General features: G+C 71.9%; 23 protein-coding genes. 15 read left to right on the top strand and 8 right to left on the bottom strand.

All coding sequences use genetic code 11. The annotated features are described in order from the left end of the window. Positions 1–57: 57 nt before the first annotated feature. The 3 genes from ACFY61_RS20570 to ACFY61_RS20580 all read left to right on the top strand — a co-directional run bounded on the left by ACFY61_RS20570 (position 58) and on the right by ACFY61_RS20580 (position 2,720). Entirely contained in the window at positions 58–870 is an 813-nt protein-coding gene (locus ACFY61_RS20570) for a glycerophosphodiester phosphodiesterase (protein ID WP_389473843.1), read from the top strand. 85 nt (positions 871–955) lie between these two features. Further along, on the top strand, positions 956–1,570 hold the full coding sequence (locus ACFY61_RS20575; RefSeq protein WP_389473845.1) for an ATP-binding protein: 615 nt from the start codon (positions 956–958) through the stop codon (positions 1,568–1,570). Positions 1,571–1,745: 175 nt separating this feature from the next. Further along, positions 1,746–2,720 carry a DUF5926 family protein gene (locus ACFY61_RS20580; RefSeq protein WP_389473847.1) on the top strand — a complete coding sequence of 325 codons (975 nt, stop codon included), beginning with the start codon at positions 1,746–1,748 and terminating at the stop codon, positions 2,718–2,720. A gap of 180 nt (positions 2,721–2,900) precedes the next feature. Here ACFY61_RS20580 and ACFY61_RS20585 read toward each other — a convergent pair whose 3' ends face one another. Then, entirely contained in the window at positions 2,901–3,536 is a 636-nt protein-coding gene (locus tag ACFY61_RS20585) for a hypothetical protein (RefSeq protein WP_389473849.1), read from the bottom strand. Between the two features lie 63 nt (positions 3,537–3,599). Next, positions 3,600–4,286, bottom strand: coding sequence for a bifunctional DNA primase/polymerase (locus ACFY61_RS20590; RefSeq protein ID WP_389473851.1), 687 nt, complete (start codon positions 4,284–4,286; stop codon positions 3,600–3,602). A gap of 363 nt (positions 4,287–4,649) precedes the next feature. On the opposite strand from ACFY61_RS20590, the gene ACFY61_RS20595 reads away from it, so the two are divergent. Together ACFY61_RS20595 and ACFY61_RS20600 are read left to right on the top strand one after the other, a co-directional pair. Beyond that, positions 4,650–6,197, top strand: coding sequence for a PP2C family protein-serine/threonine phosphatase (locus ACFY61_RS20595; RefSeq protein ID WP_389473853.1), 1,548 nt, complete (start codon positions 4,650–4,652; stop codon positions 6,195–6,197). A gap of 90 nt (positions 6,198–6,287) precedes the next feature. After that, a complete protein-coding gene (locus ACFY61_RS20600; RefSeq protein WP_389473855.1) occupies positions 6,288–7,751 on the top strand; it encodes an aminopeptidase P family protein in 1,464 nt (487 codons plus the stop codon). A gap of 133 nt (positions 7,752–7,884) precedes the next feature. Here ACFY61_RS20600 and ACFY61_RS20605 read toward each other — a convergent pair whose 3' ends face one another. After that, the gene (locus ACFY61_RS20605; protein WP_389473857.1) at positions 7,885–8,385 is read right to left on the bottom strand and encodes an ATP-binding protein; all 501 of its coding nucleotides are present in this window, start codon (positions 8,383–8,385) and stop codon (positions 7,885–7,887) included. Between the two features lie 144 nt (positions 8,386–8,529). On the opposite strand from ACFY61_RS20605, the gene ACFY61_RS20610 reads away from it, so the two are divergent. The 9 genes from ACFY61_RS20610 (at position 8,530) to ACFY61_RS20650 (ending at position 18,256) form a co-directional block, all read left to right on the top strand. After that, a complete protein-coding gene (locus ACFY61_RS20610; protein WP_389473859.1) occupies positions 8,530–9,357 on the top strand; it encodes a hypothetical protein in 828 nt (275 codons plus the stop codon). Between the two features lie 107 nt (positions 9,358–9,464). Then, on the top strand, positions 9,465–10,223 hold the full coding sequence (locus ACFY61_RS20615; protein ID WP_389473861.1) for a YcnI family protein: 759 nt from the start codon (positions 9,465–9,467) through the stop codon (positions 10,221–10,223). A 53-nt stretch (positions 10,224–10,276) separates the two neighbouring features. Then, on the top strand, positions 10,277–10,927 hold the full coding sequence (locus ACFY61_RS20620; RefSeq protein WP_389473863.1) for an SCO family protein: 651 nt from the start codon (positions 10,277–10,279) through the stop codon (positions 10,925–10,927). Further along, the gene (locus ACFY61_RS20625) at positions 10,924–11,409 is read left to right on the top strand and encodes a copper chaperone PCu(A)C (protein ID WP_389473865.1); all 486 of its coding nucleotides are present in this window, start codon (positions 10,924–10,926) and stop codon (positions 11,407–11,409) included. Before ACFY61_RS20620 ends, ACFY61_RS20625 begins: the two co-directional genes overlap by 4 nt. A 22-nt stretch (positions 11,410–11,431) precedes the next feature. Further along, complete coding sequence (locus ACFY61_RS20630) at positions 11,432–13,417, top strand: copper resistance protein CopC (RefSeq protein WP_389473866.1); 1,986 nt, start codon at positions 11,432–11,434, stop codon at positions 13,415–13,417. A 5-nt stretch (positions 13,418–13,422) separates the two neighbouring features. After that, positions 13,423–14,703 carry an iron uptake transporter deferrochelatase/peroxidase subunit gene (efeB, locus tag ACFY61_RS20635; RefSeq protein ID WP_389473868.1) on the top strand — a complete coding sequence of 427 codons (1,281 nt, stop codon included), beginning with the start codon at positions 13,423–13,425 and terminating at the stop codon, positions 14,701–14,703. 42 nt (positions 14,704–14,745) lie between these two features. Further along, positions 14,746–15,681, top strand: coding sequence for a prephenate dehydratase (gene pheA / locus ACFY61_RS20640; protein WP_389473870.1), 936 nt, complete (start codon positions 14,746–14,748; stop codon positions 15,679–15,681). 485 nt (positions 15,682–16,166) lie between these two features. Next, the gene (serS, locus tag ACFY61_RS20645; RefSeq protein WP_389473872.1) at positions 16,167–17,444 is read left to right on the top strand and encodes a serine--tRNA ligase; all 1,278 of its coding nucleotides are present in this window, start codon (positions 16,167–16,169) and stop codon (positions 17,442–17,444) included. Further along, on the top strand, positions 17,441–18,256 hold the full coding sequence (locus ACFY61_RS20650) for an HAD family hydrolase (protein WP_389473874.1): 816 nt from the start codon (positions 17,441–17,443) through the stop codon (positions 18,254–18,256). Before serS ends, ACFY61_RS20650 begins: the two co-directional genes overlap by 4 nt. Before the next feature lie 155 nt (positions 18,257–18,411). On the opposite strand, the gene ACFY61_RS20655 is transcribed toward ACFY61_RS20650, so the two are convergent. Next, positions 18,412–18,519 carry a hypothetical protein gene (locus tag ACFY61_RS20655; RefSeq protein WP_389474038.1) on the bottom strand — a complete coding sequence of 36 codons (108 nt, stop codon included), beginning with the start codon at positions 18,517–18,519 and terminating at the stop codon, positions 18,412–18,414. Between ACFY61_RS20655 and ACFY61_RS20660 the strand changes: the two genes are divergently transcribed. After that, complete coding sequence (locus tag ACFY61_RS20660) at positions 18,478–18,627, top strand: hypothetical protein (RefSeq protein WP_389473875.1); 150 nt, start codon at positions 18,478–18,480, stop codon at positions 18,625–18,627. The two genes, ACFY61_RS20655 and ACFY61_RS20660, sit on opposite strands and share 42 nt — an antisense overlap. Positions 18,628–18,685: 58 nt before the next feature. Here the strand turns inward: ACFY61_RS20660 and ACFY61_RS20665 are convergent, their stop codons facing one another. From ACFY61_RS20665 to ACFY61_RS20680, 4 genes are read right to left on the bottom strand one after another with little or no spacing between them, the layout of a single operon-like run. Then, positions 18,686–19,405, bottom strand: coding sequence for an ABC transporter permease subunit (locus ACFY61_RS20665; RefSeq protein WP_389473877.1), 720 nt, complete (start codon positions 19,403–19,405; stop codon positions 18,686–18,688). A gap of 14 nt (positions 19,406–19,419) precedes the next feature. Continuing rightward, positions 19,420–20,331, bottom strand: a complete 912-nt coding sequence (locus tag ACFY61_RS20670) for an ABC transporter ATP-binding protein (protein WP_389473879.1) — start codon at positions 20,329–20,331, stop codon at positions 19,420–19,422. After that, positions 20,328–21,215 carry an ABC transporter permease gene (locus tag ACFY61_RS20675; protein WP_389473881.1) on the bottom strand — a complete coding sequence of 296 codons (888 nt, stop codon included), beginning with the start codon at positions 21,213–21,215 and terminating at the stop codon, positions 20,328–20,330. Before ACFY61_RS20675 ends, ACFY61_RS20670 begins: the two co-directional genes overlap by 4 nt. Next, positions 21,205–22,188, bottom strand: a complete 984-nt coding sequence (locus ACFY61_RS20680) for an ABC transporter ATP-binding protein (protein ID WP_389473883.1) — start codon at positions 22,186–22,188, stop codon at positions 21,205–21,207. The genes ACFY61_RS20675 and ACFY61_RS20680 overlap by 11 nt, the downstream gene beginning before the upstream one ends. Positions 22,189–22,288: the final 100 nt, after the last annotated feature.

The raw sequence follows: 22,288 nt of genomic DNA on the forward strand, positions 1-22,288 counted from the left end.
CCTGTGGGTCCGCGCCCGGCCCGGCACGCCCGCCCACCGCGGTGGCACCATGACCGGGTGACCCAAGCAACGCCGCGCACCATCCAGGTCGTAGCCCACCGGGGGGCCTCGGAAGAGGCCCCCGAGCACACCCTGGCCGCCTACCGCACGGCCATCGAGGCCGGCGCCGACGCGCTCGAATGCGACGTACGGCTGACCGCGGACGGCCATCTGGTGCTGGTGCACGACCGGCGGGTGAACCGCACCTCCAACGGCCGCGGCGCGGTCTCGGCCCTGGAGCTGGCCGACCTGGCCGCGCTCGACTTCGGCTCCTGGAAGGACCGGGACGAGTCCCCGGACTGGGACACCGACCCCGAGCGGGCCTCCGAGCGGACCTCGGTGCTCACCCTGGAGCGGCTGCTCGAGCTGGTGGCGGACGCGGGGCGGCCGGTCGAACTGGCCATCGAGACGAAGCACCCGACCCGCTGGGCCGGACAGGTGGAGGAGCGGCTCCTCACCCTCCTCAAGCGGTTCGGTCTGGACGACCCGCCCGCCGACGGACCGCACCCGGTCCGGATCATGAGCTTCTCGGCCCGGTCCCTGCACCGGGTGCGCGCGGCCGCCCCCACCATCCCCACCGTCTACCTGATGCAGTTCGTCTCGCCGCGGATGCGGGACGGGCGGCTGCCGGCCGGGACCCGCATCGCGGGGCCGGGCATCCGGATCGTGCGCAATCATCCTGGTTTCATCCGGAAACTCCAGGACGCGGGGTATCCGGTGCACGTGTGGACCGTGAACGAACCCGGGGACGTTCAGCTCTGCGCTGATCTGGGTGTGGAAGCGATCATCACCAACCGGCCGCGCCAGGTTCTGTCCCAGCTCGGGCGCTGACGTCCCCTTTTGCCCACCCGCACCAGGCCCACCAGGGGTCACGCGGCGTGCTCCGGCGCATCCACTGCGTATCCACTGGTCATGAATGCGTCAGAGGCGGCTCCACAGGCGGTTTCCGGTCCAGGCCATTGGGGCATCCAGACCATGGCGTGGGGCTAAGGAGGTTCCGGGGGTGGCGTTGGTGGTGGCACAGGAAGTGCCCACGTCGTCGTGCATGGCCGTACCCCATGGTCCTGCGGGCGTGGGAGAGGCGAGACACCGCATGCGTGAGCAGTTGCGCATGAGCGGGGTCTCCGAACCGGTCGTCGACGACGCGGTACTGATCCTTTCCGAACTGCTCAGCAATGCCTGCCGGCACGGCAGACCGCTGGGCACCGGCGGTGTGGGCGACGGGGACGTACGGGCGGCGTGGCGCGTGGACGCGGCGGGCCGGCTGACGGTGGAGGTGACGGACGGCGGCGGACCCACCCGCCCGGTTCCGGCCACTCCCTCCGTCACGGCGCGAGGCGGCCGGGGGCTGAACATCATCAGCGCCCTCGCCCAGGACTGGGGAGTGCGGGACGGGGCGGGCGGTGAGGTCACCGTGTGGGTGATCGTCGCGACCGGGGCCCGTCACGACGATTTCGCTACGCGCGTTGCGGCGCCGGCGATCGACTTCTCCGTACCCTTCGACGATCTCGATCCGCCCGGGATCCCCTGACGTACCGTCGGGGACCCGCAGGGGTCGACCGGCCCGACCGAGGGCGCCCGCCCGGGAGTGCACGCCGACCGTGCTTCCGGCAGGACCCCGGACCGGACCCCGTCGCGGCCGTACGCGCGGCGCGAGCGGCTAGGCTCGCGCCGTCACGTACCGCCGCAACCGGGAGACACCCACGATGGCCAAGAAGCGCCCCGCAGCAACGACTGCCAAGCCGCAGCTCAAGGACGGGGAGATCCCGGTGGTGGGCGCGCGCGAGCCCTGCCCCTGCGGATCCGGGCGCCGCTACAAGGCCTGCCACGGCCGCGCGGCGGCACACGCGGCGACCGAGCTGACGCAGCGGCCGTTCGAGGGACTGCCCGGCGAGTGCGACTGGGTGGCGCTGCGCGAACTGGTGCCCGCGGCCACGGTGGAGCTGCACCTCAAGGGCGGCCTGCCCGAGGGCGTCCCCTCCGTCACGCTGGCGACCGTACTGCCCATGGCGTGGCCGGCGCTGCGCCGCGAGGACGGCTCGATCCTGCTCGGCCTGCAGAACGACTCCTCCTCCGGCGACCTCGCGCGGGACATGGCCGACACCCTCCAGCGGGCCTTCGCCACCGAGCCGGGCCGTCCGGTGCCGGCCCACCGGGTCGCCGCCGAGGGCCCGCGGCTCCAGGACCTCCTCGACGCCGACGGCGGTTTCGAGCCGGTTGTGCACAGCGGGTTCGAATTCTGGATTCCGGACGCGGAGAGCACCCGTGACGCCTCCCCGGAGATCGCCGCCTCGCTGGAGCGCGCCAACGCCGCGGCCATCCCGACCGTCAAGCTGACCGGCGTGGACGCCGCCTACTGGTGCGAGACCCCGGAGAAGAACCACCTGCGCTGGGTCATGCCCCACCCGGAGGAGAAGCTGCTCGACGCCCTCGCCCGGCTGCACGCCGCGGGCGAGTCCTCGCTGGGTGAAGGCACCCGTCTGGTGGGCTCGTTCCGGGCCCACGGCCTGATGGTCCCGGTCTGGGACCTGCCCACCGGGATGACCGCCGCGGACGTGGAGCAGCCGGCCGCCGCCCTCGCCGAGCGGCTCGCCAAGGCCCTCGCCGAGGACGCGCCGCTGACCTCAGACGAGCGCCGGGCGCGCGGCGGGCTCACCAACCGGCAGGTCACTCTCAGCTGACCGGCGCCCGCCCGCGGGACCGGTGACCGGAGTCACAACTCCCGCTAATCGCCTGCAAATCGGTGTCTGAATATCAGAGATCGAATTTGCGAACAGGCGATCTCTTGTTACCGTTCTTGTAGCCCGGTCGCTGGTGCATCCCCCGTCGCCAGCGACCGGGCCCTTCCATTTCCGGAAGGCTCAACCCTCGCCCATACCGGAGGAGTTGCTTCCGGAACGGAGCAACAGCGGCGCCCCCTCATCCGGAACTGCGAATTCCGCCACGGCCGTGTAGTCGGCGGGCTCTCCGACCGTCGGCCCCTTCGGCGTCTCGCACAGCCCCGGCTCGTCGCCTGCCCCGATTCCGCAATGGATCTGCAGGGTGCGGCCCGCGGGACCCATCAGGGTCAGGACGGCGCCCAACTCCCGCCCGCTGGTGTTCCTGTAGTAGCTGCGCCCCCAGGTCGCCCCTTCGCCGGACAGCACGCAGGTCTGGGCCTTCAGCCCTTGCGGGGAGGAGAGTTCGGGGCCGCAGCGGCTCTCCGTACGCGGTTGCTCGGGCGGACCGGGCGGGCCCGGAGCGATCAGGCCGGGCCCGGCGGCCCCGTCAGACGCGCCCCTGCCGTCCGTCCCTTCCTCCCCGCTGGAACCATCCGCCCTGCTTCCGGAACGGTCATGTTGGCCGGAACCCTCCGGCAGACCGAGCGAACGGAACAGTCCCCCGCCCTTTCCGCCGTCGTCCTGAGCGCGGAAGTCGGGCCCGGCAATCGCCCCTGCCAGCGGGAGCGACAAGATGATCAGTACACCGGCACCGATAGCGGTCAGGCGGAGATTCATTCGCCGAAGATAGCGACGCGGGAATGGCCGGGAAGATGCCCCGCGCCCAATTCCCGCCGAAACTCACGCCGGTGGCACCCGTTCGAGTGAAGCGGCCTCGACGAGGGCGTGCACCACCTCTTCCACCTCCGGCAGTACGGGTCGGCCGGCCTTCACCACCGGCTCCCGCTCCCAGCGCAGTCCCCCGTCGCCGGGCGGCAGCAGCAGGTATCCGCCCTCACCGTGGAAGCGCACGGTGGAGGGGACGTGGTCCTTGGCGTAGAGCAGTTCACCGAGCCGCTCCAGCGAGTACGGCGCCACCAGCAGCGACCAGCGGTTCCGGGCGGCGATCACCGGGCCCGGCCGCACCCCCAGCGCGTCCAGCCGGCGCAGCGCCGACGCGGCGGCCCCCGCGGGCAGGCTCACCGCGCAGGGGGCCCGGCCCCCGGTGGCGAGGACGACCGGCGCGGCCGGGCGGTTCGTCCACCACCACCGCACCATCCGGGCGTCGGTGGTCGCGGCGAGCAGTCCCGGGTCGAAGGGATGGGCCCCGGGGACCGTGCAGTCCGGGTCGGGGCACGCGCACCGGGCGCTGTCAGCGGCCCGTCCCACCCCGGGCAGCACCGGCCACCGCCAGACGGCGGCGCAGGTCAGGGCGGCGTCGAGCGGTACGGGCGGACCGCCGGGCCGGGAGCGGGCGCCGGCGCGGGAGCGCACGGACTTCAGGGAGCTGCGGAGCCGCTGGAGACGCCTTCCGAGGATCTCGCGCATGTGCGCTCGTTCCTTTCCGTTGAACGCCGAGGGCCACATCACACCATGTATGCGGTGTTTAACCACACGTACACGTTTCGCGTCACTGTCCCGCCTGAAGCAGGTTCACGCGGTTCGTGCAGTTTCTTACGGGTCCATGGAACGTCCGGCACGGGCGCCGCGCACCCGCACCGGGTCGAGCCCGGGAGGTCCCGGGGTGGCGCCAACTGTCCCCTGTCAACACCGACTACGTACCCGGAGTCACTTCGGACCTCGTCCAGTCGACCTCAAAAAAGCTCCGCTTCCGGCTTTTTCCGGCCAACGTTGTGCCTTCATCGGACGGGGAGTTGTCGCATCACGGACACCACGATTCCCACCTGGGCAATGCTGGACATCGATCCACCGTTGCGTGTAGATGTGGATCCCTTGACGGCGGCGCAGAATGATCTGGGGGTTTGCGATGCTATATGGCGAATCGCACCAGGTGGAAAGGCGGATGCCATGAGCGCCCCGCATCTGCCGAAAGTGGCTGGAATCGATCCGGCCACTCCGAGTACCCCTCACACTGCGGCGCCAGTGCCCGCTCGCACCGCCCCCACCCATGCCCCCGCCCCGAGCTCGGTCGTGCAGGACCGGCTGGCGGGCATGGTCTCCGACCTCACCACCCTGCACGAGCTGACCGAACGCCTCACCCGCGCCACCGACCTCTCCGCGTCCCTCCAGGAGTTCCTGCGTGCCGGAGCCGCGCTGGTCGGCGCCCGCCGCGGCCTGGTCGTCCTGGAACCGGCCGACGGACTCGGCCCGAGCACCACCATCGGCCTCGGCCTCGGCCACGCCGACCTCGGCCACATCGAGACCGTGCCGCGCAGTGCCACCTCGTACGGCCGGATCCTCGACGGGCTGCCCGACGCCCAGGGCGGCTCCGAGGTCCTGCCGGAGCCCGACGCCGGAGACGACGGCCCCGCCCCGGCGGTGGACCCCCGCCACCGCGAGGTCGCCGCCCGCCTCGGCTACGCAGCCAGCTACGCCCTGCCGCTGACCGCGGAGGCGGTCGGCCGGCTCGGGGCCGCCGTATGGCTGTACGACGAACCGGCCGAGCCGAACGACCGCCAGCGCGACCTGGTCGGCCTCTACGTCCGCAACGGCGCCGAACACCTCGCCCGCATGCTGGAGGTGGAACGGTCCCGCACCCGGCTCGTCACCATCTCCGAGGAGCTCCTGCCCAGCCGGCTGCCCCGGGTCCCCGGGGTGCAGCTCGCGGCGCGCCACCGGACGGGTCCGGCCGGCGGCGGCGACTGGTACGACGCCCTGCCGCTGCCCGAGGGGACCCTGGGCCTGGCCGTCGGCTCGGTCACCGGCTCCGGCCCCAGCGCCGTCGCCGCCATGGGCCGGCTGCGCGCCTCCCTGCGGGCCTACGCCGTCATGGAGGGCGAGGATCCGGTCGCCGTCCTCTCCGACCTCGAACTGCTGCTCCGGCTCACCGAGCCGGCCCGGTCGGCCACCGCGTTGTTCGCCTACTGCGAGCCCGCCCGCCGCAAGATCGTCCTCGCCGGGGCGGGGCACGCGCCGCCGCTGCTGATCGGCGACCGCCGCACCGAGTACGTGGAGACCTCCCTCTCCGCCCCCCTCGGCATGCTGTCCTGCTGGGAGGCGCCGAGCGTGGAGATCGAGCCCGCGGCCGGAGAAACGGTGCTGCTGTACACCGACGGGCTGCTCCGGCGCACCGGGGACGCCATGGACCGGGCCTACGCGCGGCTGCACGCCGCCGCGGCCGGAGTGCCGCGGTCGGTCAGGGACGATCCCGAGGCCCTGTGCGACCACGTCCTGCGCACCCTGCTGCCGGACGCCGCGGAAGGGGCCTCGGACGGCGCCGGCACGCGCCCCGGCCGCGCGGACGAGGACATCGTCCTGCTGGCCGCCCGGTTTGACTGATTTGTCACACCCTAGACGGGTGCTTGCTCCTCGCACATACGATGGATGGGGCCCCTACCCGGTCCTAGCCGTCGCATCTGAGGAGAAGACGTGGCTGACGAGCTCACCCCGGAGACCCCGGAAGAAGAGCAGCCCAAGAAGACGCACAAGCAGCGCAAGAACGGCCTGTACCCGGGTGTCAGCGACGAGCTCGCCGAGAACATGCGCTCGGGCTGGGCCGACACCGAGCTCCACGGCCTGGAGCCGATCGCCCAGGCCGCGCACACCGCCGCCCGCCGGGCCGCGCTGTCCGCGCGCTTCCCCGGTGAGCGCCTCGTCGTCCCCGCGGGCCGCCTCAAGATCCGCTCCAACGACACCGAGTACCCCTTCCGCGCCTCCACGGAGTACGCGTACCTCACCGGTGACCAGACCGAGAACGGCGTCCTGGTCCTGGAACCCACCACCGACGGCCACACCGCGACCGTCTACCTGCTGCCGCGGTCCGACCGCGAGAACGGCGAGTTCTGGCTCTCCGGCCAGGGCGAACTGTGGGTGGGCCGCCGCCACTCGCTGACCGAGGCCGAGCACCTGCTGGGCATCCCGGCCAAGGACGTACGGACGCTGCCCGAGGAGCTCGCCGAGGCCACCGGCCCCGTCCGCACCGTCCGCGGCCACGACTCCGTCATCGAGGCCGCCCTGACCGACAAGGTCACCAAGGAGCGGGACGAGGAGCTGCGCGTCTACCTCTCCGAGGCCCGCGCCGTGAAGGACGAGTTCGAGATCGGCGAGCTGCAGAAGGCCGTCGACTCCACCGTCCGCGGCTTCGAGGACGTCGTGAAGGTCCTCGACAAGGCCGAGGCCACCTCCGAGCGCTACATCGAGGGCACGTTCTTCCTGCGCGCCCGCGTCGAGGGCAACGACGTCGGCTACGGCACCATCGCCGCCGCCGGCCCGCACGCCTGCACCCTGCACTGGGTCCGCAACGACGGCCCGGTCCGCTCCGGCGAGCTGCTGCTCCTGGACGCCGGCGTGGAGACCCACACGCTCTACACCGCCGACGTCACGCGCACGCTGCCGGTCAACGGCCGCTACAGCGAGATCCAGCGCAAGATCTACGACGCGGTCTACGAGTCGCAGGAAGCGGGCATCGCGGCCGTCAAGCCCGGCGCCAAGTTCCGCGACTTCCACGACGCCTCGCAGCACGTGCTCGCCGAGAAGCTCGTCGAGTGGGGTCTGCTGGAGGGCCCGGTGGAGCGCGTCCTGGAACTCGGCCTGCAGCGCCGGTGGACCCTGCACGGCACCGGCCACATGCTCGGCATGGACGTCCACGACTGCGCCGCGGCGCGCACCGAGGCCTACGTCGACGGCACCCTCGAGCCCGGCATGTGCCTCACCGTCGAGCCGGGTCTCTACTTCCAGGCCGACGACCTGACCGTGCCGGAGGAGTACCGCGGCATCGGCGTCCGCATTGAGGACGACATCCTGGTCACCGAGGACGGCAACCGGAACCTGTCCGCCGGACTGCCCCGCCGGTCCGACGAGGTCGAGGCCTGGATGGCCCGCCTCAAGGGCTGACCGGTCCGCGGCGACCGCACGCCGCGTCGCCACCGGCCGCAGGGGCGGGATCCCGCAGGGGACCCGCCCCTCGGCGCGTCCGGAAGTGCGCGTCCGGACCTGCGCGTCCGGTCCGGACCGACGTCGTAGGGGGTCAGGAGGCGGTGAGCAGCGCCCCGTCCCGGAACTTCAGCATCTTGTCGAAGCTGACCACCGCGCCCCGGCCGGGCCGGTTCCGGAACCGCACGTGGTCGGCGAGCTCCTCGATCAGGCACAGCCCCCGGCCGTGCTCCCGCAGCACCGGGCCGGACGGGACGGCCGCCCCCGCGCACCCGCCGTGCCCGCTCCCGGCGACGGGCCCGGGTCTGTGCCGGGACACCGTGTGCGGCGGGAAACCCGGGCCGGAGTCGGTCACCTCGATCCGGCACCGGTCCCCGTCCAGGTAGGCGGTGACCCGGTACGCGCCGCACTCCGCCCCCGGTTCGCGGCCGCCGTGCTCCACCGCGTTCGCGCACGCCTCGCTCAGCGCCACCGACAGGTCGAAGGAGATGTCCGGGTCCACCCCCGCGGTCTCCATCGTCCCCAGCAGCAGCCGCCGGGCGAGCGGGACGCTCGCGGCCTCACGCCTCAAGTGGAGCGACCACCAGATGCTCATACCCGTACCTATTGCCGCCCGCACCGGGCGGTAAGCCCCGGCGCGGGCACAGCCCTCATTCGGCCGAGACCGTGCGGGGGACGCAAGGGACCTTACGGACCTGCCGTACACCCGCCGGGGGCGCAGTGCGATGATGGCCCGGCCATGACTGCCCCCCAGACGGTGCGCACCTCAGCCGGACCACGGCTGATCCGGGCCGCGGTGTTCGCCGCGGTCTGCGTCGTGCTGTCCGCGGCCGGGCACGCCATCGCGTCCTGCGCCGGAGTGCCCTGGTGGGCCGTCGGCGCCGCGTTCCTCGCCGTGTTCGCGGTCGCGGCCCCGCTCGCCGGACGCCGCCGCTCGCTGCGCGGCATCACCGCCGCGCTGGCCGGCGGCCAGGTCGCCCTGCACGCCGTGTTCGGCCTGGGGCAGCACGAAGCCGCCCGGGCCGGTGCGGAGTCGGCCCGCGCCGCCTCCGAGACCTCGATCGCCGCTCTGGCCGCCCAGCTGATCTGCGGCGGCAACGCCATACCGCTCAGCCCGGCCCGGGCCCGCGAGATCCTGTGGGCCGCGGGCATCGACCCGGCCACCGCGGCCGTCTCGGCCGCCGGCGCCGGCCCGCACGGCGGACACGTCCACGCCGCCGCGCCGGCCGCGGCGGAACCGCTGGCCGGGCTGCTCGGCCTGCCCATGCTGCTCGGGCACCTGCTGGCCGCGGTCGCGGCCGGCTGGCTGCTCGGCCGTGGCGACGCGGCGCTGGTGCGGCTGGTCCAGCTCTCGCGCCGGTCGGCCGAAGCCGTTCCCGTACGGGCCCTGCGCAGCGCGCTGGCCCTCGTACGGGCGCTGTGCGCCGGGCTGCCCGGCGAAGTGGTGGCGCTCCCCCGGACCCGGCGCGGTTCCCGTAACCGGGACGGCGGTCCGGGCCGGGAGGCCCTCCAGCACACGGTGATCAGGCGCGGCCCGCCCGCCGCGGCGTACGCCCTCGCAGCCTGACGCGGCATCCCACGGGCCCGGACCGGGTCCCCGGCAGTGGTGCCGCGTACTCCGCGCGCGTCCGCGCCCGGAGCAACCGTCACCACTTCTCCGTGGAGCTTTCCGCCATGAAGACCTCACGTGTCCTGCCGCGTGCCTCCTTCGCCGCCGCACTCGCCGCCGGCTCCGTCCTGGTGCTCTCCGGCACCGCCTTCGCCCACGTCAGCGTGCAGCCGGTGGGGGAGGCCGCCCAGGGCGGCTACGCCACCGTCAACTTCCGGGTGCCGAACGAGCGCGACAACGCCAGCACCAACAAGCTGGAGATCAGCTTCCCGACCGAGCACCCCCTCTCCTCGGCCATGCCGCAGGACGTCCCGGGCTGGACGGTGACCGTCGAGAAGACGAAGCTCGACAAGCCGCTCTCGGTCCACGGCAAGCAGATCGACGAAGCCGTCTCCAAGATCACCTGGTCCGGCGGCAAGATCGAGCCCGGCAAGTTCCAGCAGTTCCCGGTCGCCCTCGGCAAGCTCCCCGAGAACTCGGACGAGCTGGTCTTCAAGGCCATCCAGACCTACGACAACAACGAGGTCGTCCGCTGGATCGAGGAGCCGCAGGAAGGCGGGGAGGAGCCACAGAACCCGGCCCCGGTCCTGCAGCTGACCCCCGCGAAGGGCGACGACCACCACGGCACCGCCGCCAAGGACTCCGCCAAGGGCTCCGACTCCGGGAAGAACGCCGGCGCGGCCAAGGACGGCCACGCGGGGGACGGGCACGCCGAGGCCTCCGGCGGCTCGGACACCACCGCCCGCGTGCTCGCCGTCACCGGCATCGTCGTCGGGCTCGCCGGTGTCGCCTTCGGCGTCGCCTCGCGCCGCCGGACCTCCTGACCGCTCCGGCAGTCCATCCGTACATCCACGACCCGATCCAGGGACAACTCTCCATGCGCACCCCACGTGTGATGGCCGCCGCCCTCGCGGCGGCGGCCGCCCTCACCCTCACCGCCTGCGGAGGCGGGACCACCGACGGGCCGGTGGCCCAGGTCGACGCCCCGGCCAAGGCCAAGACGGCGGCCACCGTCCTCGACCGGCCCTACGAGAAGCCGGACCTGGTCCTCACCGACACCAACGGCAAGCCCTGGAGCCTGCGCGAGCAGACCAAGGGCAAGCCCACGCTGATCTACTTCGGGTACACGAACTGCCCGGACGTCTGCCCGCTGACCATGGGCAACATCGCGGTGGCCAGGAAGGACCTGCCCAAGGCCGACCAGGACAACCTCCAGGTCGTCTTCGTCACCACCGACCCCGAACGCGACACCCCCGAGTCCCTCGGCAAGTGGCTCAAGGCCCAGGACCCCTCCTTCATCGGGCTCACCGGCGACTTCAAGGCCATCCAGGCCGGCGCCCGCAGCCTCCACATCGGCATCGAGGCCGCCAAGAAGGAGGCCGACGGCAGCGTCGTCTCCATGCACGGCGCCCAGGTCATCGCCTTCTCCCCCAAGACCGACGAGGGTTACGTCCTCTACGGGGAGAACACCAGCGTCGAGGACTACAAGAAGGACCTGCCGAAGCTCGTCAAGGGAGAGAACCCGTGAACCGCCGCACCACCCGCACCCTGGCCGCCGCCCTCTCCCTGACGGCCGCCCTCGCCATATCCGGCTGCTCCTCCGACAAGGACGGCGAGGCCGGCTCCGACGGCCCCGCGATCACGGTCAGCGGCGCCTTCATGCCGGAGCCGGTCAACGACAAGATGGCCGGCGGCTTCATGGTCATCAAGAACGGCTCCGGGACCGCTGACAAGCTCACGGCCGTCACCAGCCCGCTCTCCGACGACGTCCAGATCCACGAGACCAAGAACCAGAAGATGCAGCAGGTCCCCTCCATGGACCTGCCCGCCGGCGGCGAGCTGGAACTGCGGCGCGGCGGCGACCACATCATGTTCATGGGCCTGAAGAACAAGCCGAAGGTCGGCGACAAGATCACCGTGGAGCTGCGCTTCGAGAAGGCGGCGCCGGTCAAGGTCGAGCTCGACGTGAAGGAACGCACCCACAACCCGCAGAACCAAACCTCTCACTGACGGACCGAGGGACTGACACGCCATGACGGCCACCGCCCCCGCCCGCTCCGCGGCCCGCACCCCCGCCACGGCACTGCTGCCGCGGCTCGTGCTGGTCCTCGCAGCCCTGCTGGCGACCCTGTTCACCGCGGCCGCTCCGGCCACGGCACACGCCGCACTGACCGCGAGCGATCCCAAGGACGGGGCGGTGGTCGCCACGGCCCCCACCCAGGTCACCCTCTCCTTCTCCGAGAAGGTCGCCATGGGCGACGACTCCATCCGCGTCATGGACCCCCAGGGCAGGCGGGTCGACACCGGCGAACTCCGTGACATGTGCAGCGGATCGGAGATCCGCTACGGCACCGCCCTGCACAGCGGACTGCCCAACGGCACGTACACCGTGGCCTGGCAGGCGGTCTCCGCCGACAGTCACCCCATCGCGGGCGCCTTCACGTTCTCCATCGGCGCCCCCTCCGCCACCAGCGTCACCCTCCCCGACCGGCAGGCCGGCGGGGGACCCGTCGGCGTGGCCTACGGGATCGCCCGCTACGCCGCCTACGCCGGGTTCGCCGTCCTCGTCGGCGCGGCCGCGTTCGTCATGCTGTGCTGGCGCCGCGGAGCGGCCGAGCGCTCCCTGCAGAAGCTGGTGCAGGGCGCCTGGGTGGCCGTCACCGCCGCCACCCTCGCCATGCTGCTGCTCCGCAACCCCTACACCGGCTCCGGGAAGTTCGCCGACGCCCTGGACCTCACCGGGCTCAGGGCCGTACTCGAGACCAAGACCGGCGCGTCACTCGTCTCCCGGCTGCTGCTGCTCGGCGCCGCCGCCCTGTTCGTCGCCGTCCTCTTCGGCCCCTGGGCCCGCCGCCGGAAGGACGACGGGGACACCGGGCCGGCGGGGGCGGACGACCCGGGCAACGGCGACCTGACCTTCGGACTCGCCGTCGGCGGCACGGTCGTCGCCGCCGGGATCGCGGCCACCTGGGCCCTGTCCGAACACGCCTCCACCGGCATCCAGACCGGCATCGCCATGCCGGTGGACATCGCCCACCTGCTCGCCGTAGCCGTCTGGCTCGGCGGCCTGGCCGCCCTGCTGACCGCCCTGCACAAGGCGCCCGGCATCGAGCCCGGGGCCGTCCACCGCTTCTCCAGGATCGCGTTCGTCAGCGTCCTGGTGCTGACCGCCACCGGCCTCTACCAGTCGTGGCGCCAGGTCGGCAGCTGGTCCGCCCTCACCGGCACCGAGTACGGCCGGCTCCTGATGGTCAAGGCCGGTCTGGTCGCCGTCCTCGTCGGCACCGCCGCCATCTCCCGCCGGTGGACCGCCCGGCTCGCTGTTTCACGTGAAACAACGGCCGGCGAGACAACGGCCGGTGACGCAGCGGCCGGACCCCGGCCGGAAACGGAACCGGAGCACGAACCCGAGCCCGAGCGGGTCACCGTGCCCGCCGACCCCGAGCGGGCCGCCCAGCTCGCCCGCCAGCAGGCCGCCCGGACCAAGGCCCGTCAGCAGAAGGTCCGCGACGCCGACCCCGGCCGCACCGGGCTGCGCCGGTCCGTACTGGCCGAGGCCGCCGTCGCCGTCGTCCTGCTCGCCGTCACCACCCTGCTGACGAGCACCGAACCCGGTCGGGCCGCGGAGCAGGAGGCGGGACGGGCCGGCGCGAACGCCTCCACCGCCGTGCCCGACCGTCCCGTCAAGTACACGTTGCCCTTCGACACCGGAGGCCCGAACGGCAAGGGCACCGTCCGCCTGGAGCTCGACCCGGGCCGCACCGGAGCCAACACGCTCCACCTCTGGATCGACGGCGCCGACGGCAAGCCCCTCGACGTACCCGAGGCCAAGGTCGCCTTCACCCTGCCCGCCCAGGACATCGGCCCCCTGCCGCTGACCCCCGACCGCATCTCCCCGGGACACTGGAGCGCTTCCGGGGTCCAGTTGCCGCTCCCCGGCGAATGGCGCATCGAGACCATCGTGCGCACCTCCGACATCGACCAAGTGACCGTCAAGAAGAACGTGAAGATCGGCTGACCAGCGTGACCGACAGCACCGTGGACATCGAGATCTCCCGCCGCCGCCTGCTCGGCACGGTGGGCGCCGCCGGAGCCGCCGGCCTCGCCCTGGGCGCCACCGGCGGCGCCCTCGGGCACGCCGCCCTCACCGGACCGGACGACGCCGGCAGCCCGGGCGCCGCAGGCGGCCTGGCCGCGCTCGGCAGCACCGAGGTCGCCTTCCACGGCACGCACCAGGCCGGCATCACCACCCCCATGCAGTCCAAGGGCCACCTCCTCGCCCTGGACCTCGCCCCCGGCGCCGGACGCGCCGAGGCCGCCGCCCTGCTGCGCCGCTGGTCCGAGACCGCCCGCCGGCTGATGGCCGGGGAACCGGCCGGCAGCGGGGACACCGGTATCGCCCTCGACGCCGGCCCCTGCTCCCTCACCATCACCTTCGGCTTCGGCCACTCCTTCTTCGACCGCACCCAGCTGGCCGCTCGGCGGCCGGCCGCACTCGATCCGCTGCCCGACTTCTCCTCCGACCAGCTCGACCCGCGGCGCAGCAACGGCGACCTGTGGATCCAGATCGGCGCCAACGACGGACTGGTCGCTTTCCACGCCCTGCGCACCCTGCAGAAGGAGGCCGGGGACGCGGCCCGGGTGCGCTGGCAGATGAACGGCTTCAACCGCTCTCCCGGTGCCACCGCCGCCCCCATGACCGCCCGCAACCTGATGGGCCAGGTCGACGGCACGGGCAATCCCAAGCCCACGGAGCCGGACTTCGACCAGCGGATCTTCGTCCCCGACGCGGGGCCCGGGCCGGCCGAGCACGCCTGGATGGCCGGCGGCTCGTACGCGGTGGTGCGGCGCATCCGGATGCTCCTGGACAGCTGGGAGCAGTTGCCGCTGGACAAGCAGGAGAAGGTCATCGGCCGCCGCAAGGCCGACGGGTCCCCGCTGACGGGCGGCACCGAGACCACCGAGCCCGACCTCGACGAGCTCGGCCCGGACGGCAAGCCGGTCATCCCGGCCAACGCCCACGCCCGGATCTCCGCCCCCGAGCAGAACGGCGGTGCCGCCATGCTCCGGCGTCCCTTCTCGTACCACGACGGGATCGGCGCCGACGGAAGCCCGGACGCGGGCCTGCTCTTCGTCTGCTGGCAGGCCGACCCGCTCCGCGGGTTCGTGCCGGTCCAGCGGAAGCTCGACCGGGGGGACGCCCTCTCCCCGTTCATCCGGCACGAGGCCAGTGGCCTCTACGCCGTCCCGGCCGCCCCCCGGTCCGCCGGGGAGTACGTGGGGCAGCGCCTGCTCGAAGGGTGAACGGCGCCCTTCCGGGCCCGGGACCGGCATTAGGCTGACCACATGTCGGCTACGCGCTTCACCTATCTCGGACCCGAGGGCACCTTCACCGAAGCCGCCCTGCGCACCCTGCCGGAAGCGGCCACCAGAGAACTCGTCCCGATGGTGTCGGTGCCGGCCGCCCTGGATGCCGTCCGCAACGGGGAGGCGGCCGCGGCCCTGGTGCCGATCGAGAACTCGGTGGAGGGCGGGGTCACCGCGACCCTCGACGAGCTGGCCTCCGGCGAACCGCTGATGATCTACCGCGAGGTGCTGCTCCCGATCGCCTTCGCGCTGCTGGTCCGCCCCGGCACCAAGCTGACGGACATCAAGACGGTCACCGGGCATCCGGTGGCCCAGCCCCAGGTCCGCAACTGGCTGCGCCGTCACCTGCCCGACGCGGTGTGGGAGTCGGCGGCCTCGAACGCCGACGGGGCCCGGCTGGTGCAGGAGGGCCGCTTCGACGCCGCGTTCGCTGGCGAGTTCGCCGCCGCCACGTACGGGCTGGAGGCCCTGGTCACCGAGATCCACGACGCGGAGAACGCCGAGACCCGGTTCGTCCTGGTCGGCCGGCCGGCCCGGCCGGCCGCACCGACCGGCGCGGACAAGACCTCGGTGGTCCTGTGGCTCGGCGACGACCACCCGGGTGCGCTGCTGGAACTCCTGCAGGAGTTCGCGGTCCGCGGGGTGAACCTGATGCTGATCCAGTCGCGGCCCACCGGTGAGGGCATCGGCAACTACTGCTTCGCCGTGGACGCCGAGGGGCACATCCAGGACCGGCGGATGAGCGAGGCCCTGATGGGTCTGAAGCGCACCTGTCCGCAGGTCCGGTTCCTCGGCTCCTATCCGAGGGCCGGGGTCGCGCAGAGTGACGTGCGCACGGCCCGGCCGGGGACCACCGACAGTGAGTTCACCGCCGCCTCCGACTGGCTGACTCGCTGCCTCGACGGGCGTCCCTGAGGATTGTCCTCAGAGTTATCCACAGGTTGGACCCGCAGCCTGTGGACTACGCGCTCCGAGACTGCCGCAAGGTCGACAAATCGGTCCTCGTGCCCGGGTTTCGCATGGGCGAGCGGCAGGTGAACGGCGTCACCCGTCTATCGGCGATCAACTCTTTGGGGCGAGCCATTCCCACCCGAATGAGTGTGTGAGGGTGGTTTGAACCTTGACCTCCCCGGCAGCTTTTTCTATCCACAGATTCCACCCCCAGCCTGTGGACAAAGACCGCCGCAGGGCCAATTCCTGTGGACAAGTCGACTGCTCAGCCCCGCCCCGACCTGGAGGATGTGCCCGTTTTCAGGGAATCCGGCGGTTTTATCGGTGCACCCGCCGCGTTCGGTTCCAGCCATCCGTACCAGTATTTGGATTCCCGTCAATTGGGACAAAGCGACACGCAGCGTGATATCGGTGTGATCCCCGGAAGCCCCGCCCGGTAGCCTGGAGGGGTGATTGACCTTCGGCTGCTCCGTGAAGACCCTGACCGTGTCCGCGCCTCGCAGCGCGCCCGTGGAGAGGACGTCGGGCTCGTCGACGCCCTGCTCTCCGCCGACGAGCGCCGCAGGTCTTCCGGCGTCCGGTTCGACGAACTGCGCAACGAGCAGAAGTCCCTCGGCAAGCTGATCCCCAAGGCCTCTCCCGAGGAGCGGGCGGAACTGCTGAAGAAGGCCGAGCAGCTCAAGGCCGACGTCAAGGCCGCCGAGGCCGAGCAGAACGAGGCCGACGAAGCCGCCCGCGCCCTGCTGCTGCAGCTCGGCAACCTCGTCCACCCGGACGTACCGGTCGGCGGCGAGGAGGACTTCGCCGTCCTCGAGACGCACGGCACCATCCGCGACTTCGCCGCCGAGGGCTTCGAACCCAAGGACCACCTGGAGCTGGGCGAGGCGCTCGGCGCGATCGACGTCGAGCGCGGCGCCAAGGTATCCGGCTCGCGCTTCTACTACCTCACCGGTGTGGGCGCCCTCCTGGAGCTGGCGCTGGTCAACGCCGCCATCGCCCAGGCCACAGAGGCCGGCTTCATCCCGATGCTGACGCCGGCGCTGGTCCGTCCGCGCGCGATGGAGGGCACCGGCTTCCTCGGCCAGGCCGCGGAGAACGTGTACCACCTGGAGAAGGACGACTTCTACCTGGTCGGCACCTCCGAGGTACCGCTCGCCGCGTACCACATGGACGAGATCATCGAGGCCGACAAGCTGCCCCTGCGGTACGCGGGCTTCTCCCCCTGCTTCCGCCGCGAGGCCGGGACCTACGGCAAGGACACCCGCGGCATCTTCCGGGTGCACCAGTTCGACAAGGTCGAGATGTTCTCCTACGTCGCTCCGGAGGAGGCCGAGGCCGAGCACAAGCGGCTGCTGGAGTGGGAGAAGCAGTGGCTGACCAGCCTCGAGCTGCCCTTCCAGGTGATCGACGTCGCCACCGGTGACCTCGGCGCCTCCGCCTCCCGCAAGTTCGACTGCGAGGCGTGGATCCCGACCCAGGGCAAGTACCGCGAGCTGACCTCCGCCTCGAACTGCGACGGCTTCCAGGCCCGCCGCCTGTCGGTCCGGGTCCGCGACGGCAAGAAGATCCAGCCGCTGTCCACCCTCAACGGCACCCTGTGCGCCGTACCGCGCACCATCGTGGCCCTGCTGGAGAACCACCAGCAGGCCGACGGTTCGGTACGGGTGCCGGCGGCGCTCCGTCCGTACCTGGGCGGCCGCGAGGTGCTGGAGCCGATCACCAAGTGACTTCCGCCCCGTTCCCCTACAAACTCGTGGCGACCGATCTCGACGGCACGCTGCTGCGTGGCGACGGCACGGTCTCGGAACGGACCCGTGAGGCGCTCGTCGCGGCCACCGCGGCGGGCGCGGCGCACATCATCGTGACCGGTCGCGCGGTGGGGTGGACCCGCCACGTCCTGGACGACCTCGGCTACCGCGGGATCGCGGTCTGCGGGCAGGGTGCACAGGTGTACGACGCGGGGGCGCACCGGCTGCTGACCTCGGTGACGCTGGACCGGCAGCTGGCCGGACTGGCGCTGGCCAAGATCGAGGCCGAGGTGGGCCCGCTGGCCCTGGCGGCCAGCCGTGACGGGGTGGACGGCGAGGTGCTGATAGGCCCCGGCTACCGGGTGCTGGAGGGCTCCCTTCCGGCGGTTCTCCTCGACGACACGGCAACGGTCTGGGCGGCTCCGCTGAACAAGCTCTACATCCAGCACCCGGAGCTGGACGACGACACCCTCACCGGGATGGCGCGGCAGGCCGCGGGCAGCCTGGTTGACGTCGTGATGGCCGGTCCCGGTGTGGTGGAGATCCTGCCGCTGGGCCTGAGCAAGGCGACGGGTCTGTCGCTCGCGGCCCGGCGGCTGAAGGTGAAGGCCTCGGAGACGATCGCCTTCGGTGACATGCCGAACGACATCCCGATGTTCGGCTGGGCCGCGCACGGCGTGGCGATGGCCAACGCACACGCGGAGCTGAAAGCGGTGGCCGACGAGGTGACGACCTCCAACGAGGAGGACGGCATCGCGGTCGTCCTGGAACGCCTGCTGAACGCCGCCTGAGTCGGTTCCCGGGAGGGATCCTGCCGGGAGGGAAGGTCCGGGGCAGCCCGCGCCGTCAGGCGCGCTCGAAGCGGCTGTCCCGGACCTTCTTTGTTGCTCCCCGCGAGATCCACTCTGCCCCGGGTGGAAGTCCGGTACCAGCGAATTTCGTCCCGCTATGTTTCACGTGAAACCTGGCGGGTCAGCGGCCAGGCGAGCAGGCCGACGCCCAGGGCGATGGCATGGCCGAGGTCGGTGAAGGTGCCGCCGGTGAGCAGGGGGATCCCGAAGAAGGCGACGGCGCCGAGCAGCTGTGCGTACCGGGCGAGGTGCGTATCCAGGACCGGACGGGCCTGGACGGCTCCGGTTCGGTGTGCGACATCATGACCTGATCATGGCGCGCACGGCCGTGCCCCGCCCGGGCCGTTGGGCCGGGCGGGGCACGGTGTCTCACTCCTCGCCGGCGAGGGTGAGGCGGCGGAGCTTCTGCCCGGCGTAGACGGTCGCGCCGACGGTGACCAGGGCGAGCAGGACGGCGGCGGTGGGCAGGCCGACGGCGGAGTCGACGTATCCGGGTCCGGCCACCTTCTCCGCGAGGGAGAGGGCCCACTGCTGGACGCTGAGGGTCTTGGCCCCTTCGACCAGGCTGCCGAAGAGGGACTCCCAGATGAGGGCGTAGACCAGGCCGAAGACGACGGCGTGGCGGCTGACGGTGCCCAGCAGCAGGAACAGGGCGCTGTAGGCGACGGAGGCGACGAGCGCGGCGACCATGTAGGCCACGGCGATCTGCTGGCCGTTCCCGTTGAGGATGAACCCGGCGATCAGCGTGGGGATCGCGGAGAAGGCCATGGTGACGGCGATGGCGACGATCAGCTTGGTCATGATGATCGTCGGGCGCTTCACCGGCTTGGAGAGCAGGTAGACGATCGAGCCGTCGTCGATCTCCGGCCCGATGGCTCCGGTACCGGCGATGACGCCGATGAGCGGGACCATCGTGGCCAGGGCGAAGCCGCCGAGGAGGTCGGCGGCGACCTTGTCGTCCACACCCGTGAAGGCGCGTACGGCGACCGAGATGGCCAGCAGCAGGGCGGGCAGCGCGAACAGGATGAGCGCGCGGCGGCGGCCGAGCAGGGCCCGGTAGGTGAGCCGGGCGACGGTGGGGTTGTACATCGGTGCCAGCTCCTTCAGGCCGCTACGAGGTAGGAGAAGACCGACTCGAGGGACTCGTCGGAGGGGGAGACCGTGAGCAGCCGGATGCCGTGCTCGCGTGCCACGCGGGGCAGCAGCTCGGTGAAGCGTCCGAAGTCGACGGCCTGGATGCGCAACGCGCCTTCCTTGACGTCGACCTCGATGCCGGCCGTGGAGGGGTCGGCGATCAGGGCCGCGGCCAGCGCCCGGTCGTCCGAGGAACGGATCAGGTAGCGGTGCGGCCGGTCCGTCATCAGTCGGCGGATCTTTCGGAAGTCGCCCGACGCGGCGTGCCGGCCGGCGACGATGACCTCGATGTGGGAGGCGAGCTGTTCCACCTCTTCGAGGATGTGGGAGGAGAACAGGACGGTGCGGCCCTCGGCGCCCATCCGGCGCAGCAGGTCCATGAGCTGCATGCGCTGGCGGGGGTCCATGCCGTTGAAGGGCTCATCGAGGAGGAGCACGGACGGGTCGTGGACCAGGGCGGAGGCCATCTTGACGCGCTGGCGCATGCCCTTGGAGTAGGTGGCGATCTTGCGGTCCTGGGCGTACTCCATCTCGACGGTGGCCAGCGCGCGCCGGGCGGCGGCTTCGTCGAGCCCGTGCAGCTCGGCGTTGGCGACGACGAACTCGCGGCCGGTGAGGAAGTCGTACATGGCCTCGCGCTCGGGCACGACGCCGATGTGCTTGTAGACCTGCTCGTTGCGCCAGATGGGGTTGCCGTCGAGGGTGACGGTGCCGGTGGAGGGGGCGAGGAAGCCGCCCATCATGTTGATGAGGGTGGACTTGCCCGCTCCGTTGGGGCCGAGGAGGCCGGTGACGCCGGGACCGATGCGCATGGTCACGTCGTTGACGGCGACGACGTTCCCGAACCAGCGGGAGGTGTGGTCGATGTCGATGGTGCTCACAGCCCGGCCTTCCGGTAGCGGGCCATCAGGGCGGCGTAGGAGCCGGCGATGAGGCCGAGGACAACCAGCAGATAGACGATCCCCATGCCCGTGCCGGGGCCCTCCCCGCCGGGGAAGGCGGAGTCGGCGCCGAGGAAGGCGGTCTGGACGCCGTCGATGAGGGTGATGGGCGAGAAGAGGCCCATGATGTCGACGGCGCCGCTGTTGCCGGTTTCGACGGCCACGGCCTGGACGACGGAGACGGCGCCGTAGGGGATGAGCAGCAGGGAGATCACGGCGGCGACGCCGAACCCGCGGCGGGGGGTGAGGGCGGCCATGACCAGGCCGAGGCCGGCGAGGAAGACCGAGAGCAGCAGCACGGACACCAGTCCCTGTGCGAACCCCTTGGTCTGGTCCGCGAAGTCGAATTTGGCCAGCAGCGAGCCGATGTACATGATCAGCAGCGGCGTGGCGGTGAGGACGAAGAGCGCCGAGGCCATCGCCGCGAACTTGGCGAGGACGTAGTCGACGCGCTCGATGGGCCGCGAGAAGTACAGGGGCACGGTCTTGAAGCGCAGGTCCCGGGAGACCGACTGGGGTGCCTGGGAGGCCAGGTAGAGGCCGATGACCACCTGGGTGGTCAGGGCGTACGAGGTGTACTTCAGAGGCAGTTCGGTGGAGCCGGGGACTGCGATGGCCACCGCGACGATGATCAGTGCGGGGACGCACATCACGCCGAACAGGATCATCGGCAGGACCTTGGACTTGGCGGAACGGCCGAGTCCGTAGGCGCCCCGCAGTGACTGCGAGAACAGTGAGGTGCGGGCGTAGCCCCGGCCGAGCCGGGGTCCGTCGTACGACCGGTATCCGATGTTGTGGATCTGGGTCGAGGTGTCAGGCGCCATCGGGTCCGGCTCCCTTCCGCGCGAGCTGCTGCTGGTCCTGGTCGCGGAAGACCTCCGCGATGTGGTGGCGGCGCTGTTCCATGCGGACCAGGCCGAGGCCGAGGGCGGCGACGGTGTCGCGGACCGTGTCGTAGGTCTCCTCACCGGTGGCCTCGACGAGGAGGATGTGGCCGGCGCCGGGCAGGCCCTGCTCCTCGCCGGCGTGCGGGGCGATGCCCGCGGCGCCGAGCGCCTCGCGCAGGGCGCGGGTGCCGTCGGGGTGGGCGTCGGAGTCGGTGACCTCGATCGCCAGGGTGGTGGTGATCTTGGTGAAGTCGCTGGTCGAGCTGGAGCGCAGGAGCCGGCCGCCGTCGACGACGACGACGTGGTCGCAGGTGCGTTCCAGTTCGCCGAGGAGGTGGGAGGTGACGAGGACGGAGATGCCGAACTCGGTGTGCACGCGGCGGATCAGGTCGAGCATCTCGTCGCGGCCGACCGGGTCCAGACCGTTGGTGGGCTCGTCGAGGAGGACGAGCTGGGGGTCGTGGACGAGGGCCTGGGCGAGCTTGACCCGCTGCTTCATGCCGGTGGAGTAGCCGCCGATGGGGCGGTAGCGCTCCTCGTAGAGCCCGACGTGGCGCAGGGTGTCCGCGGTGCGTTCGCGGGCGGCCGTGGGCGGCAGTCCGGACATGCGGGCCATGTGGACGACGAACTCGGTGGCCGAGACGTCGGGTGGCAGGCAGTCGTGTTCGGGCATGTAGCCGACGCGCTCGCGGATGGCGCTGCCGTGGGTGGCGACGTCCAGTCCGAGCACGGCGGCGCGGCCCTCGGTGGCGGGGGACAGTCCGAGCAGGATCTTGATCAGCGTGGACTTGCCGGCTCCGTTGGCGCCCACGAGGCCGGTCACGCCGGGCCCGATGTCCAGGGAGAGCCGGTCGAGGGCGGTCACTCGGGGGTACCGCTTGCTCAGGCTTTCGGTCGCGATGACAGTCACGGCTCCGACGGTAGTGGGGGGAGCGTTTCCGGTCGTCAGACCTGGAGCTGGATCCGGAGGGGCCCGGTCTCCGCCTTCAGGACTACGCGCCCGTACGGGA

This window comes from Streptomyces sp. NPDC012888 (assembly GCF_042900645.1).
GTDB lineage: Bacteria > Actinomycetota > Actinomycetes > Streptomycetales > Streptomycetaceae > Streptomyces.

Bases quoted from the DNA above. Each gene is read 5' to 3' on its own strand.
- ACFY61_RS20610 (WP_389473859.1), top strand. From the start codon at position 8,530: ATGACTGCCCCCCAGACGGTGCGCACCTCAGCCGGACCACGGCTGATC.
- ACFY61_RS20585 (WP_389473849.1), bottom strand. From the start codon at position 3,536: ATGAATCTCCGCCTGACCGCTATCGGTGCCGGTGTACTGATCATCTTG.
- pheA (WP_389473870.1), top strand. From the start codon at position 14,746: ATGTCGGCTACGCGCTTCACCTATCTCGGACCCGAGGGCACCTTCACC.
- ACFY61_RS20665 (WP_389473877.1), bottom strand. From the start codon at position 19,405: ATGTACAACCCCACCGTCGCCCGGCTCACCTACCGGGCCCTGCTCGGC.
- ACFY61_RS20575 (WP_389473845.1), top strand. From the start codon at position 956: ATGCGTCAGAGGCGGCTCCACAGGCGGTTTCCGGTCCAGGCCATTGGG.
- ACFY61_RS20590 (WP_389473851.1), bottom strand. From the start codon at position 4,286: ATGCGCGAGATCCTCGGAAGGCGTCTCCAGCGGCTCCGCAGCTCCCTG.
- ACFY61_RS20630 (WP_389473866.1), top strand. From the start codon at position 11,432: ATGACGGCCACCGCCCCCGCCCGCTCCGCGGCCCGCACCCCCGCCACG.
- ACFY61_RS20660 (WP_389473875.1), top strand. From the start codon at position 18,478: ATGGCCGAGGTCGGTGAAGGTGCCGCCGGTGAGCAGGGGGATCCCGAA.
- ACFY61_RS20595 (WP_389473853.1), top strand. From the start codon at position 4,650: ATGCTGGACATCGATCCACCGTTGCGTGTAGATGTGGATCCCTTGACG.
- ACFY61_RS20605 (WP_389473857.1), bottom strand. From the start codon at position 8,385: ATGAGCATCTGGTGGTCGCTCCACTTGAGGCGTGAGGCCGCGAGCGTC.
- ACFY61_RS20580 (WP_389473847.1), top strand. From the start codon at position 1,746: ATGGCCAAGAAGCGCCCCGCAGCAACGACTGCCAAGCCGCAGCTCAAG.
- ACFY61_RS20620 (WP_389473863.1), top strand. From the start codon at position 10,277: ATGCGCACCCCACGTGTGATGGCCGCCGCCCTCGCGGCGGCGGCCGCC.
- ACFY61_RS20675 (WP_389473881.1), bottom strand. From the start codon at position 21,215: ATGGCGCCTGACACCTCGACCCAGATCCACAACATCGGATACCGGTCG.
- ACFY61_RS20615 (WP_389473861.1), top strand. From the start codon at position 9,465: ATGAAGACCTCACGTGTCCTGCCGCGTGCCTCCTTCGCCGCCGCACTC.